This is a genomic window from Virgibacillus necropolis (genome assembly GCF_002224365.1).
Classification (GTDB): Bacteria; Bacillota; Bacilli; order Bacillales; family Amphibacillaceae; genus Virgibacillus_F; species Virgibacillus_F necropolis.
In genome coordinates this window covers 854,249-870,148 of sequence record NZ_CP022437.1, presented here as the reverse complement: position 1 = coordinate 870,148, position 15,900 = coordinate 854,249, and the positions used below count along the sequence as shown (strand labels likewise).

The 15,900-nt window shown below is 35.8% G+C and carries 17 protein-coding genes; 6 read left to right on the top strand and 11 right to left on the bottom strand.

Going from position 1 to position 15,900, the window contains the following annotated elements:
- Position 1: 1 nt before the first annotated feature.
- Together CFK40_RS04140 and CFK40_RS04135 are read right to left on the bottom strand one after the other, a co-directional pair.
- Positions 2 to 514: an ureidoglycolate lyase gene (locus CFK40_RS04140; protein WP_089530853.1), complete on the bottom strand. Its 513-nt coding sequence runs from the start codon at positions 512 to 514 to the stop codon at positions 2 to 4.
- Positions 515 to 649: 135 nt separating this feature from the next.
- On the bottom strand, positions 650 to 1,387 hold the full coding sequence (locus CFK40_RS04135) for a GntR family transcriptional regulator (protein WP_161493821.1): 738 nt from the start codon (positions 1,385 to 1,387) through the stop codon (positions 650 to 652).
- A gap of 427 nt (positions 1,388 to 1,814) precedes the next feature.
- Between CFK40_RS04135 and CFK40_RS04130 the strand changes: the two genes are divergently transcribed.
- The 3 genes from CFK40_RS04130 to CFK40_RS04120 all read left to right on the top strand — a co-directional run bounded on the left by CFK40_RS04130 (position 1,815) and on the right by CFK40_RS04120 (position 4,646).
- Entirely contained in the window at positions 1,815 to 2,756 is a 942-nt protein-coding gene (locus CFK40_RS04130) for a ribokinase (RefSeq protein ID WP_089530849.1), read from the top strand.
- Positions 2,757 to 2,848: 92 nt separating this feature from the next.
- Entirely contained in the window at positions 2,849 to 3,826 is a 978-nt protein-coding gene (locus CFK40_RS04125) for an IF-2B domain-containing protein (RefSeq protein ID WP_089530847.1), read from the top strand.
- 4 nt (positions 3,827 to 3,830) lie between these two features.
- Entirely contained in the window at positions 3,831 to 4,646 is an 816-nt protein-coding gene (locus CFK40_RS04120) for a BtpA/SgcQ family protein (RefSeq protein WP_089530845.1), read from the top strand.
- A gap of 467 nt (positions 4,647 to 5,113) precedes the next feature.
- Here the strand turns inward: CFK40_RS04120 and CFK40_RS04110 are convergent, their stop codons facing one another.
- Positions 5,114 to 5,305, bottom strand: a complete 192-nt coding sequence (locus CFK40_RS04110; RefSeq protein WP_089530842.1) for a hypothetical protein — start codon at positions 5,303 to 5,305, stop codon at positions 5,114 to 5,116.
- Between the two features lie 96 nt (positions 5,306 to 5,401).
- Between CFK40_RS04110 and CFK40_RS04105 the strand changes: the two genes are divergently transcribed.
- The 3 genes from CFK40_RS04105 to CFK40_RS04095 all read left to right on the top strand — a co-directional run bounded on the left by CFK40_RS04105 (position 5,402) and on the right by CFK40_RS04095 (position 6,978).
- Positions 5,402 to 5,794, top strand: a complete 393-nt coding sequence (locus CFK40_RS04105) for a helix-turn-helix domain-containing protein (protein WP_089530840.1) — start codon at positions 5,402 to 5,404, stop codon at positions 5,792 to 5,794.
- Positions 5,795 to 6,123: 329 nt separating this feature from the next.
- Positions 6,124 to 6,366 (top strand): helix-turn-helix domain-containing protein, encoded by a 243-nt coding sequence (locus CFK40_RS04100; protein WP_161493820.1) that lies wholly within the window; start codon positions 6,124 to 6,126, stop codon positions 6,364 to 6,366.
- Positions 6,367 to 6,435: 69 nt separating this feature from the next.
- A complete protein-coding gene (locus tag CFK40_RS04095) occupies positions 6,436 to 6,978 on the top strand; it encodes a sigma-70 family RNA polymerase sigma factor (RefSeq protein ID WP_089530837.1) in 543 nt (180 codons plus the stop codon).
- Positions 6,979 to 7,662: 684 nt separating this feature from the next.
- Here CFK40_RS04095 and CFK40_RS04085 read toward each other — a convergent pair.
- The 8 genes from CFK40_RS04085 to CFK40_RS04050 all read right to left on the bottom strand — a co-directional run bounded on the left by CFK40_RS04085 (position 7,663) and on the right by CFK40_RS04050 (position 15,718).
- Positions 7,663 to 8,592, bottom strand: a complete 930-nt coding sequence (locus CFK40_RS04085) for an aminopeptidase (protein ID WP_089530834.1) — start codon at positions 8,590 to 8,592, stop codon at positions 7,663 to 7,665.
- 27 nt (positions 8,593 to 8,619) lie between these two features.
- Positions 8,620 to 9,384: an IclR family transcriptional regulator gene (locus CFK40_RS04080; RefSeq protein ID WP_089530832.1), complete on the bottom strand. Its 765-nt coding sequence runs from the start codon at positions 9,382 to 9,384 to the stop codon at positions 8,620 to 8,622.
- A 168-nt stretch (positions 9,385 to 9,552) separates the two neighbouring features.
- The gene (locus CFK40_RS04075; RefSeq protein ID WP_089530830.1) at positions 9,553 to 10,824 is read right to left on the bottom strand and encodes a M20 family metallopeptidase; all 1,272 of its coding nucleotides are present in this window, start codon (positions 10,822 to 10,824) and stop codon (positions 9,553 to 9,555) included.
- Positions 10,821 to 11,771 carry a DUF1177 domain-containing protein gene (locus CFK40_RS04070; RefSeq protein ID WP_089534282.1) on the bottom strand — a complete coding sequence of 317 codons (951 nt, stop codon included), beginning with the start codon at positions 11,769 to 11,771 and terminating at the stop codon, positions 10,821 to 10,823. Before CFK40_RS04070 ends, CFK40_RS04075 begins: the two co-directional genes overlap by 4 nt.
- A 60-nt stretch (positions 11,772 to 11,831) precedes the next feature.
- Entirely contained in the window at positions 11,832 to 12,836 is a 1,005-nt protein-coding gene (locus CFK40_RS04065) for an ABC transporter ATP-binding protein (protein WP_089530829.1), read from the bottom strand.
- Positions 12,837 to 12,843: 7 nt separating this feature from the next.
- Positions 12,844 to 13,842 (bottom strand): ABC transporter ATP-binding protein, encoded by a 999-nt coding sequence (locus tag CFK40_RS04060; protein WP_089530827.1) that lies wholly within the window; start codon positions 13,840 to 13,842, stop codon positions 12,844 to 12,846.
- 17 nt (positions 13,843 to 13,859) lie between these two features.
- Positions 13,860 to 14,753, bottom strand: a complete 894-nt coding sequence (locus tag CFK40_RS04055) for an ABC transporter permease (RefSeq protein WP_089530825.1) — start codon at positions 14,751 to 14,753, stop codon at positions 13,860 to 13,862.
- Positions 14,753 to 15,718: an ABC transporter permease gene (locus tag CFK40_RS04050; RefSeq protein WP_089530823.1), complete on the bottom strand. Its 966-nt coding sequence runs from the start codon at positions 15,716 to 15,718 to the stop codon at positions 14,753 to 14,755. Before CFK40_RS04050 ends, CFK40_RS04055 begins: the two co-directional genes overlap by 1 nt.
- Positions 15,719 to 15,900: the final 182 nt, after the last annotated feature.

The window sequence follows — 15,900 nt, the reverse complement described above, 5'->3', positions numbered from 1 at the left end:
CTCAGAATTTAAACCCTACTTTTTCGCCCTTCTGAAATTGAGACCAAGGATTCACCATTTCATCACCAAATTTATCCGGTTTTTTCTCAATAGCGAAAAGATAAGTAGTGTCACCACTAACTGGATAGGCTGGGCTATGCCATACTCCTTTGTTGATAATAATTCCTTGCCCTGGCTTAATACGGAAACACTGGACAGTATTAGAATCAGGTCTTTCCTCGGGATCATTTATATCCTGACAAATTGCGACTGGTTGGATAATTTCCTCTTCCAATGGAATTAGTAATTCTTCTCTACTAACATGACGTTCCATAGCCTCCACACAGAAGTTACGTTCTTTCGTGTTAACAAGTCCCATTCCCATAGGTACTGAGGTATCCATCATTGCAAGATAATTCCAACAATCCCAACCTTCTCCCGTTTTTGGTGGAGGAGTGTTTGGAATATCGATCACTTTCCCAAATTCTCTAAAGTCCTCTGCATTTAGATATTTGACAACTACAGTTTTTAACATATTAATCGTCCCTTCTAATATTAATCTGATCTACCTATAATCTATCGAATGTAGTTTAGCGCTTTCATTTTCCGTAAAGTTATATAGTTGCGTTATTTAAAGAAATAAATAATCACAATTATACAACGTAATATTTTATTGATGTTTTAATTTTATCGAGTACTTATATTTGTCAGCTCTATAAACCATGTTAGAAAACTCATAAGGTCTGCCATCTTTTAAATTGGAAGTTCTCATAATTTCAAGTACAGGTGTGGGAGTTTCTATTCCTAACATTTTTGAATGCACCTCATTTGGAAAATTTGCTTCAACAGTTTCTTCTGAATCACCTAACAGGATTTCTTCTTTGACTAATGCCTGATATAAGGATTCCGATGCAAAATTATATTTATCTAATTCTGCATTTGGAGTTAAACTAATGTTTATAAATGTTTCATGATAACCAATAGGTAGACCGTCTACTAGTCTAATCCTATCTAGCTTCCATACCTTATCTTGAGTTCCTAATTTTAAAATCCTTTGCACCTTTTTATTCGGTACAACGATATCCTTAAATAATATAATTGATTGAACTTTATGGCCTTTTTCCTCCATATCCTGAGTAAATCCAGTTAACTCAGGTCTAATAGGTTCAAGTTTTTTTTCAGCAACGAACGTCCCTTTTCCTTGAATCCTTTCTAGCTTTCCTTCAAAAACTAACTCGGTTAACGCCTGACGTACAGTAGTTCTACTTACGTTGTACATCTGTTGCAAATCTAACTCTCTAGGAATCATTTCACCTTGCTTCCATTCCCCTCCTTCTATCTTATCAATAATCAGCTCTTTTAATTGAATATATAAAGCAAGCGGATTTTGACGACTAACTGAAATCATATAACCCCTCATTTCACAACTTAATAGAAACATAACATCATAGTGTTGTCATGACATATATTACAATGATTATATTCTTCCGTCAATAGTTTTTTATTTTTAAAAATATTGTAATAACAATTATTGCTGTATTAAATGTTAGCATACTGCAAAATTTCTAGCGATATTGGCTGATTTAAAATTGATTCGCTAAATTTTCTTGACTTAAATAGATTCTTATAATACTGTTAATTTAAATAATACATCATAATGTCATGACCTTTAAGGAAGAAAAGACATCAGAGATTTTAATCTTTTTAAGTTGTTCTAGACTTCATAATATAAAGTTAGTACCGTACAGTTTACAAAAGATTTTACATAATTCTTCTTTTTCCACAATGGGTATTAGTTAGCTAAAAATTTTCGTTATAGAAAGGTGGTAAATAAATTGGTAAATAATTTAGACTTGATTGTATATGGAAGCCTAAACATGGATTATGTTGGATATGTAAAAAAATTACCCTCGCTTGGTGAAACAGTGGCTTCTAGTAATTTTAGTATAGGACCTGGTGGTAAAGCTGCAAACCAAGCAGTTGCTGCAGCTAAATTAACAGCTAAAACAGCAATGGTTGGTCGGGTTGGTGATGACCAAATTGGGCAACTTATGAAATCTAAACTTCAGGAATCTGGAGTAGATGATGACAACGTTTGGATAACCCCAAATTATCAGACTGGGATTGCGATGGTAAGTGTAAATCCCCAGGGGGAGAATACGATCGTTACCCATATAGGAGCAAATGATTCGCTAAGTAAGAATGATATAGATAAGTCTGAAAACAAATTAAAACAAGCTCAAGGAGCAATTCTTCAGTTGGAGATGGAAAAACAAGTCGCAGAATATATAATTGAAAAGGTCTCTAGATTAGAAAAAAAGGTAATTTTAAATTTGGCTCCGATCGTAGAAATTGAGAACGAAATTTTAAAATTGGTGGATTTGCTAATTGTAAATGAAACAGAGGCTTCGTACCTATCGGATATGGAAGTATCCTCAGTAGAAACCGCTGAAACTGCGGCTGGAGTCATTTCGAAATTAGGAATTAATAATGTAGTTATAACATTAGGAAGTTCGGGCGCCGTTTTCAAAGATCAATACCTTACCAAGCATTATTCTGCTCCAACCGTTAATGTTGTTGATTCAACAGCTGCTGGGGACTGTTTTGTAGCAGCTGTCTCAACATTTTGGTTGAAATTTGGAGATTTAGACCTTTCAGTAAGAAATGCTGTAAAAGTAGCCGCTCTTGCAGTTACTAAAAAAGGCGCTCAAACTTCACTGCCAACTCTTCAGGAGTACAAAGACTTTGACGAAGAGCTAAAACAAATTAGTTTTTGATTAATTGACTAATTACTTTAATTTAATAAAATAAAGCGTTTGTAAATTTAGGCTATTAAAAACAACCATAAAAAGGAGCGTGAGACTAAATCATGAATATTGATCAAACAAGAAATATATTACCCGAAAATAGCAAGGAATTATTTGATGACATTGTTTTCCAAAGAGTGCTAGGAGCAAGCAAACATATCAATATGATAGGTGAGATGATTGAATCCATTGTGTTAGAAGGAAAAAGAAACGATTCAACAGTTGACTCAATAATAGATGATATTCTTTCCGTTTCGCAATTCTTTATTACGACAAGGGGTGAGGCAAGTCAGGCAATCGCTAATGCAATAAATATAATGATTAAAGACGTAGATAATGTAAGAAATTTAGAAATTGATGAAGCAATAAAAACTATTATTCAAATGAAAAATAGTTTTTTAACAAGCTCTCAAGAAGCCCTTAACCGTGTTGTAGATTATGGGGCTAAAATTGCAAAATCAATGAAGACGATTATGGTTTTTGATTATTCAAGTACAGTTGATAAGTTCCTTAAAGAAACCAAACCTGAAAGTGGAAAATTATCAGTAATAATACCCGAGAGTAGAACTATTGATGGTGGGCATGCCTTTGTTAAAACATGTCTTGATGCTGGACACAAAGTTAAGTTTATCCCAGATGTCGCAATCATGTACTTTTTGAAGGATTGTGATGGTGCATTCTTAGGATCAGAAACATTTTTTCCAGATGGAACTATGTTTAACACCACTGGTTCAGATATTGTAGGACTAGTATGCAAGGAATTAAATGTCCCACTCTATGTACTTACACCTTTAATAAAGATCGATGTTCGCTCAGTTCATGGCTATAAAAAAGGACTTGTGCAAAATGACTTAAAGGACAGACTAACTAGTAATTGGAACCACAATGAAAAAGAAAAGGTAGATTTTATTTGCCCTGAATTATTAGGTGTAGAAGCTAAATATATAACAGCTTTCATCACAGAAAAAGGAATAATTCCAGCAAATCAATTATTCGAAACGAGTATCAATTACTATAATAGTTTGAAAGGTGGAAATTAATATCATGGCAGACCTATTGAACCCTAATTGTTTAGCATTTTCTATGATTCAACCAAATCCTTTACCCGGAAGTTATAGACATGCAAATGAAAAAATAGACGACATTTCGTACCAAGCCCTAAAGGAGACTGAAATGGTGGCTGAGAATGGATTTGATGGAATTGTACTTCAAAATATGAACGATATGCCGATCAAACAAGTTTCTTCTTCAGAGGCTATTGCCTATATGACGAAAATTGGTTACGAAATAAAAAGAAACTTCCCTGAATTAGCTTTGGGAATATTAATGAACTGGGATGGGGTAGCCGGCCTTTCAGTTGCTGACGCTACTGGTGCAGATTTCGTCCGAGTTGAACATTTATTTACAGGTGTAGAAGTAACGAGTGCTGGGCTGTTACAAGCACAATGTGTTGAAATAGCTGAATTACGAAAAAGAATAAAAAGTGATGTTCCGGTTTATGCGGATGTTTATGAAGTCCATGGAGTTCCACTTGGCAGGAAACCTATTGAGGACGCTGCTTGGGAATCTGTACATGAGGCTTTTGCGGATGGTTTATTTATTGCTGGAAAAAGTCCAAAAGAAAGTCTTGAACTAGTAAACAAAGCAAGAACAAAAGTAAATAATACTCCAATTTTTCTCGGAGGCGGAGCAACCGGCGATAATGTTTTCGGTTTATTGCAACAATATGATGGAGTTTGCGTTGCTACATGGATCAAAAATGGGGACATGAAAAATCCAATAGATCCTGGGCGTGCAAAAATATTTATGGATGAAGTTAAGCGTGCAAGATTAGAAAAACAAGGAAGTAGAGCTTTGTAGGTAATAATGAATACTTTTGAAGAAACAATAACTTACATAGTTTAAATAATTGGTTAGAAGTATAGCTAGAAGAACTCATAAAATAACGCAATACAAACTACCAAACTTAAAAAATTAAAGAGGGGTAGTAGGCGTACTATCCTCTTTAATACCATCTCCGTTTTTCCTGTCTACCATGTGATAATCTTCTTATCAATTAAACGGGAGGTTACGCAATTACTTTAAAGGACAAAAGAATAGAATAGAAAGTACGTTTTACAACTACGTTCTGTCCAAACTACAATTACAATCCTAAGGATTGGTAAATAAGTATGCAGATGTTAAAAACCCCACCTACCCAATAATTAATCTGCATAGGTCTCTTAAATATAAAAGGTTTAACTCCAGCTATCGCTATCATCTCATACACCTTTGCAATTTCCTCATCGGAAACAGGCAAAAGGTACACACCATCAACCTTCGTTCCGTTACCTTTCATTGCGTAACTTATTATACTCACTTACTTCGGCATATTTAAATAAGAGTTTCTTCCTCTCATCAAAATCCATATTTATTGCCTTACCAGATGCTATTCTTGCACCGCTTTTTATGATTGCTTGGTAACTTGCCATTGGCGTTTTATTCTTCCGAACCCTCCATTTAGATACAATTCCGCGCATACGTACTATCCCGCTGTTTAAAACTCAACGCCACCTCTTCCGATTGCCATTCGATTGTATTAGTGGAAATACATACTATTCGAAAGGGTGGAAATAATGGATTATGTTAAACAAATGGATGGATTTTATAACAGGATAGAGGTGCAACCTCTGTCTGATGCAGCTATATCTTTATGGCATAGCCTGATGCATATAAACTGTCGAACAGCTTGGATGAAGGAATTCACTGTTCCAACAATAACTCTTCGTACGAAATCAAGTTTATCTGAAAGCGCGATTAATCGTGCACGAAAAGAATTAAAGAAAAAAGGATATATAATCGTCCAATCTCGGCGCGGAAATCAGTCACCAATTTATCAAATTGCTTGCTTAACTGAAACTTCAAACCAGAGTGTAGACCCAACTGAAGATACTATATTCAATAAAATCTGGCGCACCATAAGGGAAGTGACTAAACCCCAGCTAGCTAATACATTATGGGTGTGCTAGGCATGGAGGAATTAGGACTTATGTGGCTAAATTTCTGGAGGTCCTTACTTATTCATCCACCATCTTTAAAACACCGCTCGACTTATGGACGTATATAGCAAGAAAAACCACTACGATTCATTAAACCGGGTTCAAACGGAAAGTCCCTATCCCAGTCAATCCAAGAAAAAAATCTGTACCTTCCCAACCCACTCTCTCACAAAAACGCTATTTCAATAAGTATCCACACTCCACACAAGCCTTTGAGTAAAACAAATCAAAATACCACATATATGTTGTGTACCTTTCTCCCCCTTCAAAGGATAATAATTCTGAAAAGGGGGATTCGTGTGGAAGATAATCAGCTTCAACAACTGTTAGGACAACATCTAAGAAAATATCGACAAGACACGTCACTCACCATCGAAAAACTAGCAGAGAGATTAGATATGAGTGCGAATCACCTTGGGCGCATTGAACGCGGCGAAAGTGATACAACATATTCTACATATGCAAAGTTGGCCGTAATCTTAGATCTTCCTTGTAAGTTTCATGAGGAAATGAAACAACTCTACAAAGATAGCCAAGCGTAGCCCTCCCATAGCTTCTAAGCAAAACCTTTCCACACTCCCACCTTTATCTCATCCTAAAGGAGTCATACCATGACAACAAACTACTCATTTGAAGACATTTTCCAGCAAAACGAACGACGCATTCATAACCAGATCCATAAACTAAATATCCATGACCCTCACCAAGAATTCTTTCAGGAAGGCCTCTGCGCCATGTGGAATGCATATGAAACCTACAACCCTGACAAAGGGACACTGGCAACCTACTTCAACTATACAATCCGCAACCGTCTCATTGATATACTCCGCAAACAAAGCCGTTACACAGAGCAAGTACAAAAATATGTTCAGGAAAATACCACAGAAAGGACCGCACCTTCATCCTCCAGTCCGGCTAGTCCTACTTTATTGGACAACTCTTCATTTTGGAAACAAGTTCAATCCCATTTAACAACAAATCAATGGAAATGGCTTTATTATGCCGTGATTGACGGTATGCCATTAAAAGATCTTGCCACTCAGGAAAATACTACCGTGGATGCTGTGAAAAGCTGGTCAAAACAAGTTAGGAAAAAGTTACGGAATACTGAGTTTCGTGGACTCCTTCTGATGGCTATGCATGGTAAAGATTAAAAAGATGCCTTAGGAAGTGACAGGTACCAGAAACTAAAATAAAGATAACCCAAGCAGCTTTTAAAAACTTAGGCGCTAACTTAATGGGTTATTTTATTTCACTGTTAATTTTCTTTTTTCTTTTAATAAGTCCTTTATTATCAGTATAGATATCCGCAATTCCTAAATTGTACGTTTTTTTCAATAACTCATCATCTGTTCTGCTACGAGATGGATTTAATAGCGCCTTTTGTTTTCTCACTATGTTAATACCAATCGGCAACATCACTAATTGTGTTCTTGAAAAAGCTGCAAATTAAGGCAATACCTTTATTACTGGGGTCTTGCGCATGAAGCCGAAGAATTTCAAGGTGTTTGATCATTAAAAAACCTTCTGTATAAGATTTGCACAGTATTGTGCAAATAAATTATACAGAAGGTGTCCATAAAGATGGCGGCTTGCATCCATATTTTATGTCTCAACTATCCCTGAAATATGGAAAAATCTCTTTTCTCAAAAACAAGTTGGAATCCGCTGACGGAGAGTCCATTATGACCAACCTTTCAAAATGTAAATCACTGAAACAAAAGGATAGTTTCCTTCTCTTCTTTCGGAAATCGTGTCGTTCACTTCGTTTTTCTTCACCATTTTACTGAAACTGTATGTGATCCATACATTCCATACAATTTAAGCCCGTATAATACTTAACCCGTTCTTATTTCCTTACCATCTATGTAAAGTTTTGGTTCTTTTATAACACAGTCAATATGCACGCCTGCCTCGGTCTTTCCACCAAAAGATTTATTACTTCCAAAAGCAATATGTACGGTACCGGCAACTTTCTCATCTTCTAATACATTACCAGTCAAACGCGCACTTCTATTTGTACCAATTCCAAGTTCGGCAATTGTTCTCCCTTTTCCTTCACCAAGTAATTCTAATAAATGTTTTCCCTTGGCTCCGCTAGCTTCAATTAATCTGCCATTTTTAATTGTTAATACAATTGCTTCATTTAAAATACCTATTCCAGAAATTGAACCATCAATCATAATCTTTCCGTTAGCCGATTCCTCTATTGGTGCTATGTAGCTTTCGCCTGATGGAAGATTCCCTGAATCCCCTCTTTCATAAAAAACGCCTGTACTCGGAATTCCTTTTCGACCCTTGATAGAAAAGGATAATGAAGTATGTTCTTTTATGATTGTGACCTGTTCACCCTTATCCAGCAGTTCACAATATTCATAGGTCAATTTCTCGACTTCTTTATAATTTGCTAAAATTGCCCCCTCTTGTAGCATGTCCAAAGTAATTCCTGGCATTGTGGCAATACGTGCACCGGATAGGGAAGCTTGCTTTCTTGCCTTTGTATGTGTAAGTGAATGTTTCGTAATACAAAGAACCACATCCGATGACTTCATTGCTTCCCCAACAACCGTTGGCGGTTCTTCCCCGGACTTTGACCTGGTAATCATTTTCGTCAGTAGGGTTTCATTACCCATTTCAACACCAGCTTGATAAAAGTATTCCGCAATATTCATCAATTCACTATCTGTTACAATTAATAGTTGATCCATTTTATTCAGTTGCAAATTATTATTCAAAATTGACTTTGCCAGTTGAATAAGCTTTCGCATATAATCATTCCCTTTTCCAATTTTACCTTACATCATTAATTTTAATTGATTTTTCGTTACAACAAATTCAATTTCATCCCTTGTTTCTTTCAATAAAGGTAAGTAACCTTTGATTTTCTTATTCGATAGCCGATAAGTTGGACCTGACAATGTAACTGAGCCTATCACAACATTATTATCAAAAAGTGGTACAGCGAGAGCAAGAACATCTTCGGTATATTCTCCCTGGCTTAGTGCCCAACCCTCTTTTTTAATTTTTTTTAACTCATTTTTTAGTCCACCAGGATCGTTCATTGTTCTTTTGGTATATTTTTTTAACTCTTGATCTCCTATAATATTTTCTATGAACTCCTCTGACTTATAACTTAAAATGGATCTATAGGATGCACCTACATAAAGGGGTGCTCTACTCCCAATTGAAACTGAAAACTTTACTTTATCTTCTGGTTCTACCGTATCAAGAGTTACCCCTTCTTCTTTATCCAAGATTGTTAAAAATACGGATTCTCCTGTATCCTCGCATAGTTTTTCCAATATGGGACGAATCAATTCTTTCACATTAAGACCTTCATACATGATTGCACCAAGTTCCCATAGTGCTATTCCCAAAGTGTAATCCTTAGTAACTGGGTCTTTTTTAAGAAAGCTATTTTTAGTCAAGGTTTCTAATATACGGTAAACTTTGGTATGATTTAATTCCATCTGGTGGGCGAGCTCTCGCCCACCCCATTCAGGTTTTTCACGTGTAAACATTTTTAAGATTTCAAGCGTTAAGTTTACAGTTTTAAGCATTTAAATTACTCCTATCATTAGGTTAATTATTATAGTCAATATCTATTAAACTATAATTTGGCTATCCTATAAAACTATAATGGTTAATTCAATAGGTTACAAACTATATACAGATAGGAATTTGGTGTAAATCAAATACAAGAAAATTAGACTCCTTTATATAATAAACTATTCAGCATAAAGGTAGTCGATTACCGCAGCCACATATACTTTAGCACATCTTATTATTTGTTCGACTTCAACTTTTTCATTATATCCATGTATGCTTGGTAAAAAAGCTGGTCCATATTGGAGAACTGGAATATCGTATTCTCTGAAATGTTTAGCATCACTACTGGCCCATTGCATAACACCATATGCCTCATGTTTCGTTACAAACGTAATATTTTCTGTTATTGCTTTACATACTGGGTTTTCTGCATCAGTATAATTAGCATCGCTTCTAAATCCAAACGGTCTTATCACATAATCTATATCTAAGGTTTCTAATTTATTCTTTATAAAAGTAGATACTTCTTCTTCCGAGATACCAAATGGCAGCCTACAATCTATCTGCACCTTACAGCTTTCCGGAATAACATTAGACTTAGTTCCACCTTCAATTGTCCCAATGTTAACACTAATGTGTTCAAGTACAGATTGGAACTTTTCTCTATCTTTTTCAACCTCTCGCATGTAACGTTTAGATACTTCAATTAACGGTTGAACCTCTTTTGGAATTTCAATATTGATATCCCAAAGCTGTTGAATTTGTTCAATTGCTTTTACTGCATCGGTAATCGCATTATTACCGGCTAAAGGAGATAAACTTCCATGTCCTGGCACTCCAAAAACCTCCAATTCAAACCAGTAAGACCCCTTCTGTCCGATAGTAGGATTGTAGGGTGAGGAAGGTTCTGCAATCAAACATCCATCTCCATGAATTATTCTATTTTTAAGTAACCACGGAACACCAAAGTCGCCACCAGTTTCTTCATCAGGTACAATAGCCAAGGAAAGTTTACCAGGTAAGTCAATTTGAAGTCGCTTTAGCAATGCAAAAGCAAAGATTAGTCCTGATAAACCAGCTTTCATATCACTAGCTCCTCTGCCGAGCATCCAGCCATCCTTTACTTCACCTGAAAATGGGTTGAAATCCCACTTTGTTAAATTCCCTGCAGGAACAACATCTGTATGACCACAATAAATTAAATGCTTCCCTTGATCTGAATTACCGATACTAGAGATAAGATTAAACATTTTATCACTTGATTCATGCCACTCTACTTCTAAATCAAATTGCCCAAGATAATCGGCAATGAACTGGCTAGCTTCTGTTGAATCACCTGGTGGATTTTCACTTGGGATTTTTATTAAAGAGCTACAAAGGTTAATTAGTTCTGCTTTATTTTCCTCTACTTCATCAATTAACTTTTGCTTCAACTTATTTTTATTCATCATTTTGCCACCTCTTCATTTCCTCTTGTTTGCAGCTGCGTCATTTTTCCATATAAAGATTCCAAATGAGTGAATTCCTTTTTATCAAAGAATGAACACTTATTTTCCCCAAATAGCTTGGTAACTTCAATAACAAAGCGTACAACCTGTTCTACGTCGACCAAATGAGTTGCGCCAGTACTACAGCCTGCTACAGCTGTTTCTGTAGTAATTGCAACACCCACTACTGGTTTTTCCGTTGCTACAGAAGGTTGAAGAATACTGTTAATATGGTGCAGCCCATTCCCATAAGGTGTTATATCCTGCATTGTAATGGGCATTGTAACTGGTGGTATACCAGCTGATTGACTATATATGTGTAATAAATCATCACTTAATTTTAAAATATATCCTTCTTTGACTGTTGGTGTAATCGCAAAACCTTTGTGGTTAGTAATGTTATTTCCTTTCGTTGTATCAATTGATAAAATTGCGTCCATATCTTCAGTAACTTCATGTTGATTCATCGTTAAAATATCTACAGGAGAATTCATGAACGGGACTGGATCATGTGGTAATGTAGGTGCAGTTGGACAAATATGGGTGGTTAAAATAACATCTCCCCTCAAACTATCTCCATTTCCAATCATCGCTAGTAGCTTTGCAGCTGAGGCAATGCAAGATAATGCCCCATCACCATCAGAAACAAATCCCTTCATCTCAGGTCGTGCACCAATTCCTCCTAGACGCCCAATAACACCAAGCGTAGGTGCATTTCCCCCTTGTAGTTTCCCGCTATTACCAGGTATAGTAATCTTAATAAAGTCAGTTGTTCCTTTTTCTCCCTCAACTGTTTGAACATCTATATTTCCAATGTTACTTAAATTACTTAAATATTTTTTTACATCTTCACCTGATACATGAATACTATCCAACATTTCATAAACTTCCATAACATATTTTAACGACATTAAAATTCCTCCTATTTTTGTTTCATAAATGGCATGATGCCTCATGTCCATTGTCTATATCTATAAACTCTGGTATAACCGTTCCTCCTGTTTTTCGTTTAATAAATGGCATGATGCTTCATGTCCATTGCCTACATTTATAAACTCTGGTACAACCGTTTTGCATTTTTCCATTGCAACTGGACATCTTTCGTGAAAAGGGCAACCAGATGGTGGATTAATGGGACTTGGAACAGATCCTTTTAGGATAATTTGATCCTTATCTCCGTGTGGGCTTTCTTTAGGTATTGCAGATAATAAAGCTTTTGTGTAGGGATGTGCAGGATTCTCATATATATCTTTGTATGTCCCTATTTCTACAATTTTGCCTAAATACATTACCGCAATACGGTCACAAGTATACCGAACAACATTTAAATCATGGGAAATAAAAATATAAGTTAAATTGAATTCTTTTTGCAGGTCTTTTAATAGATTGATAATCTGTGCTTGAACAGAAACATCCAATGCTGAAACAGCCTCATCACAAATGATGATCTCCGGGTTTAATGCTAGAGCCCTGGCAATATTAATCCGTTGCCGTTGCCCACCGGAGAACTCGTGTGGATATCTTCTAGCATGGTACTTTTTTAGACCAACGATCTCCAGTAAATCAGAAACTCGTTTATTTCTCGATTCAGCATCTCCAACGTTAAAAATAACGAGTGGCTCTGCAATTAACTGCCCTACATTTTTTCTCGGGCTTAATGATGCATATGGGTTTTGAAAAATCATTTGAATAGATTTTCTGGAAACTCTTAAATCTTCTTTACCCATATGAACCAAATTTTTACCCTTAAATTCAACAATACCTTCAGAAGGTGTAATTAATTGGTTCACTAATCTGGCCATTGTAGACTTCCCACAGCCTGATTCACCTACGACTCCAAGTGTCTCGCCAGGATAGACATCAAAATCCAAACCATCAACTGCTTTAACACTTTGCCTCGACTTTTTAAAAGGGATTGGGCTACTTAATGGAAAATGCTTTTTTAGGTTTCTAACCTTTAATATTGCTTCTGTCATGATTTTCTTACACCTTCCTTTCTAATTGATTTTCCTTCGTTTGAAAATGACAAGAAACAAAATGGTTTTTTTCAATTTCCTTTCTTTCGGGTCTTTCTGAGAAGCATACATCCTGTGCGTATGGGCATCTTGCTGCAAATGGACATCCTGTTGTTTCCTGGCTTAAATCAGGGGGACTTCCCGCAATTGTAGAAAGACTTTTATCATCAGGCGTACTTTTTGTAATCTGGGAATCAAGTAATCCCCAGGTATAGGGGTGTAAAGGGTTATCGTAAATATCATTTACATTACCTGATTCAACTATATTTCCTGCATACATTACCAATAATTTGTCACATGTTTCCCAAACTACACCAAGGTCATGGGTAATCATTACAATCGATGTATCCAATTTATTTTGTAAGTTTTTCATAAGATCAAGTATTTGTGCTTGTACAGTAACATCTAATGCAGTAGTAGGTTCATCAGCTATTAATAATTTAGGGTTGCAGGCAAGGGCGATAGCAATCATTACGCGTTGCCTCATTCCACCCGAAAACTCATGTGGGTACATATTAATTCGTTTTTTTGGTGCAGGTATCCCCACTAACTCCAACATTTCTAATGCTTTCTGTTTTGCTTCTTTTTTTGAAATGTCCTCATGTGTTTTAATTGACTCAATAATTTGGTTTCCCACTGTAAACACTGGATTTAAACTTGTTGTAGGATCCTGGAAAATCATTGATATTTCATTCCCACGTATGTCTCTCATTTCTTTATCAGGTAATGTAAGTATATCTTTACCTTCAAAGAATATATTTCCATTTGATATTTTTCCGGGGGGATTAGGTATAAGGCGCAATAAAGAAGTTGCCGTTACACTTTTACCTGACCCAGATTCTCCTACTATTCCGATGTTTTCTTTTCTATCTAATGTAAAGCTAACATCGTTTACTGCTGTTGTAATAGTAGAACCTGTACGAAATTGAACTTCTAAATTCTTTACCTCTAAAATAACATTCGACATTTTCCAACCTCCTTAAACTACCCCTTCATTTTTGGATCTAATGCATCACGTAAACCGTCGCCAAATATATTAATACCGAGCACCGTAACTAGTATTGCTATTCCGGAGAATGTAGCCATTTGAGGACTTATAACAAGGAAGTCCTTACCATTTTGTAAAATACTACCCCAGGATGGTGTTGGCGGTTGGACGCCGAGCCCTAAAAAACTTAAAGAAGCTTCAGATATAATAGCCCCCGCTACACTCATTGTTGCATATACAATTAATGGCGCTATACTGTTTGGCAATACATGATGAAAAATTATTCTGCCATTCTTCGCACCTAATGATCTTGTTGCTTCTACATATTCCATTTCTTTAATGCTAAGTACCTGCCCACGTATAACCCTTGCAAAACCAGGTATTATGGCAATACCTATCGCTATGATTACATTTCCCAGCCCTTGACCAAGCACCGCCATTAATGATATTGCTAATAATATAAATGGAAATGCAAAGATGCCATCCATAATACGCATAATAATGGAATCTATAATTCCTCCAAAATAGCCGGATATTACTCCTAGAAAGGAACCAAATATTGCACCAAATAAAACAGCTGTAACACCAACCACTAAAGAAATTCGTGAGCCATATACGATTCTACTAAATATATCTCTACCAAAGTTATCCGTTCCAAGTATATGCCCCTCTGTTCCAGGAGCCAAAAGTGATTTAGTTACATCCATTTTTAGTGGATCATGTGTTGCGATGAATGGAGCAAATAATGCTGTAATGATTAATAGTATAATAACTGTTAGACCAAAAGCAGCAAGTTTATTTTTAACTAACTTTCTAAATAATGATTGCTCTTTATTAAGCCGTATTTCATTAGCTTCAATAGTGTCTTCCGGCGTTTGTCTTAATCCCATTATTTACCCCCCTTTTTATCTGACGCATAATTCACCTTTGGATTTACAACCTTGTATAGTATGTCAACAACTAAATTTACAACTACAAAAATTAATGCAATAAATAGAACTGTACTTTGAACAACAACAAAATCACGTTTTTCAATTGCCTCAATAACCAGAAGCCCCATACCTGGCCAGCTGAAAATTGTTTCTGTTATGACTGCACCGCCCAGTAACATTGATATTTGTAGACCTAAAACTGTAAGAAGTGGTGTAAGTGCATTTTTAAATGCATGTTTACTGATAACAATAAATTCACTTAATCCTTTTGATCTGGCTGTTTTAATGTAATCCTGTGATATAACCTCGAGCATACTGGATCTTGTAATACGAGCAAATGTGGCCATAGGAATGGTAGCAAGTGCAATACTTGGGAGTATCAGATGTTTTATAAAGTCCCCGAACCCCTCATCCATTGATCCCATACCGGTTGCTGGAAACCATCCAAGATTCACACTAAAGTAAAGTACAAGCATAACCCCCATCCAAAAGATAGGCATTGACACTCCAATTAATGAAACAGTTGTGATTGTATAATCAATTAGAGAATTTTGTTTAGACGCGGAAATAATTCCTGCAGACACTCCTATTATAAGTGCAATTAATAACGCGCTTATTGTTAATAGAACTGTGTTTGGGAAACGATCCAAAATTATATCAATAATTGGGCGATGATATGCAAGAGAAACGCCTAAATCACCTTGAAGTAGATTTCCAATATATTGTATAAACTGAGTAAATAACGGTTCATTTAAACCAAGCTCCTCCGTGAGAGCTTCCACCTCTTCAACACTGGCTTGTGGGCCTAGCATAACTGCTGCTGGATTTCCTGGCATTATTCGTGTAATAAAAAAAACAATTACAGAAACAATGAACATTGTTGGTATCATACTTAGTATTCGTTTGATAATATACTTCGTCATAATGCCCTCCTTTTGTTTCATTATTTGAATCAATAGTTTACTATTTGAATATAAGTAGTCTAACATTTCCAATTATACTTGTAAATAATAATTTTTTTATTCTTAGAATTGTTGAAAAACTATTTACTTATTAAACTTAAAATGGTACCTTATATAATATTCAGTATTTTTGAATCATTATT

Coding starts and splice junctions, on each gene's coding strand:
- CFK40_RS04125 (WP_089530847.1), top strand. CDS start 2,849: ATGAATATTGATCAAACAAGAAATATATTACCCGAAAATAGCAAGGAA.
- CFK40_RS04085 (WP_089530834.1), bottom strand. CDS start 8,592: ATGCGAAAGCTTATTCAACTGGCAAAGTCAATTTTGAATAATAATTTG.
- CFK40_RS04140 (WP_089530853.1), bottom strand. CDS start 514: ATGTTAAAAACTGTAGTTGTCAAATATCTAAATGCAGAGGACTTTAGA.
- CFK40_RS04050 (WP_089530823.1), bottom strand. CDS start 15,718: ATGACGAAGTATATTATCAAACGAATACTAAGTATGATACCAACAATG.
- CFK40_RS04065 (WP_089530829.1), bottom strand. CDS start 12,836: ATGACAGAAGCAATATTAAAGGTTAGAAACCTAAAAAAGCATTTTCCA.
- CFK40_RS04055 (WP_089530825.1), bottom strand. CDS start 14,753: ATGGGATTAAGACAAACGCCGGAAGACACTATTGAAGCTAATGAAATA.
- CFK40_RS04110 (WP_089530842.1), bottom strand. CDS start 5,305: ATGCGCGGAATTGTATCTAAATGGAGGGTTCGGAAGAATAAAACGCCA.
- CFK40_RS04070 (WP_089534282.1), bottom strand. CDS start 11,771: ATGTCGTTAAAATATGTTATGGAAGTTTATGAAATGTTGGATAGTATT.
- CFK40_RS04060 (WP_089530827.1), bottom strand. CDS start 13,842: ATGTCGAATGTTATTTTAGAGGTAAAGAATTTAGAAGTTCAATTTCGT.
- CFK40_RS04075 (WP_089530830.1), bottom strand. CDS start 10,824: ATGATGAATAAAAATAAGTTGAAGCAAAAGTTAATTGATGAAGTAGAG.
- CFK40_RS04120 (WP_089530845.1), top strand. CDS start 3,831: ATGGCAGACCTATTGAACCCTAATTGTTTAGCATTTTCTATGATTCAA.
- CFK40_RS04105 (WP_089530840.1), top strand. CDS start 5,402: ATGGATTATGTTAAACAAATGGATGGATTTTATAACAGGATAGAGGTG.
- CFK40_RS04080 (WP_089530832.1), bottom strand. CDS start 9,384: ATGCTTAAAACTGTAAACTTAACGCTTGAAATCTTAAAAATGTTTACA.
- CFK40_RS04135 (WP_161493821.1), bottom strand. CDS start 1,387: ATGATTTCAGTTAGTCGTCAAAATCCGCTTGCTTTATATATTCAATTA.
- CFK40_RS04095 (WP_089530837.1), top strand. CDS start 6,436: ATGACAACAAACTACTCATTTGAAGACATTTTCCAGCAAAACGAACGA.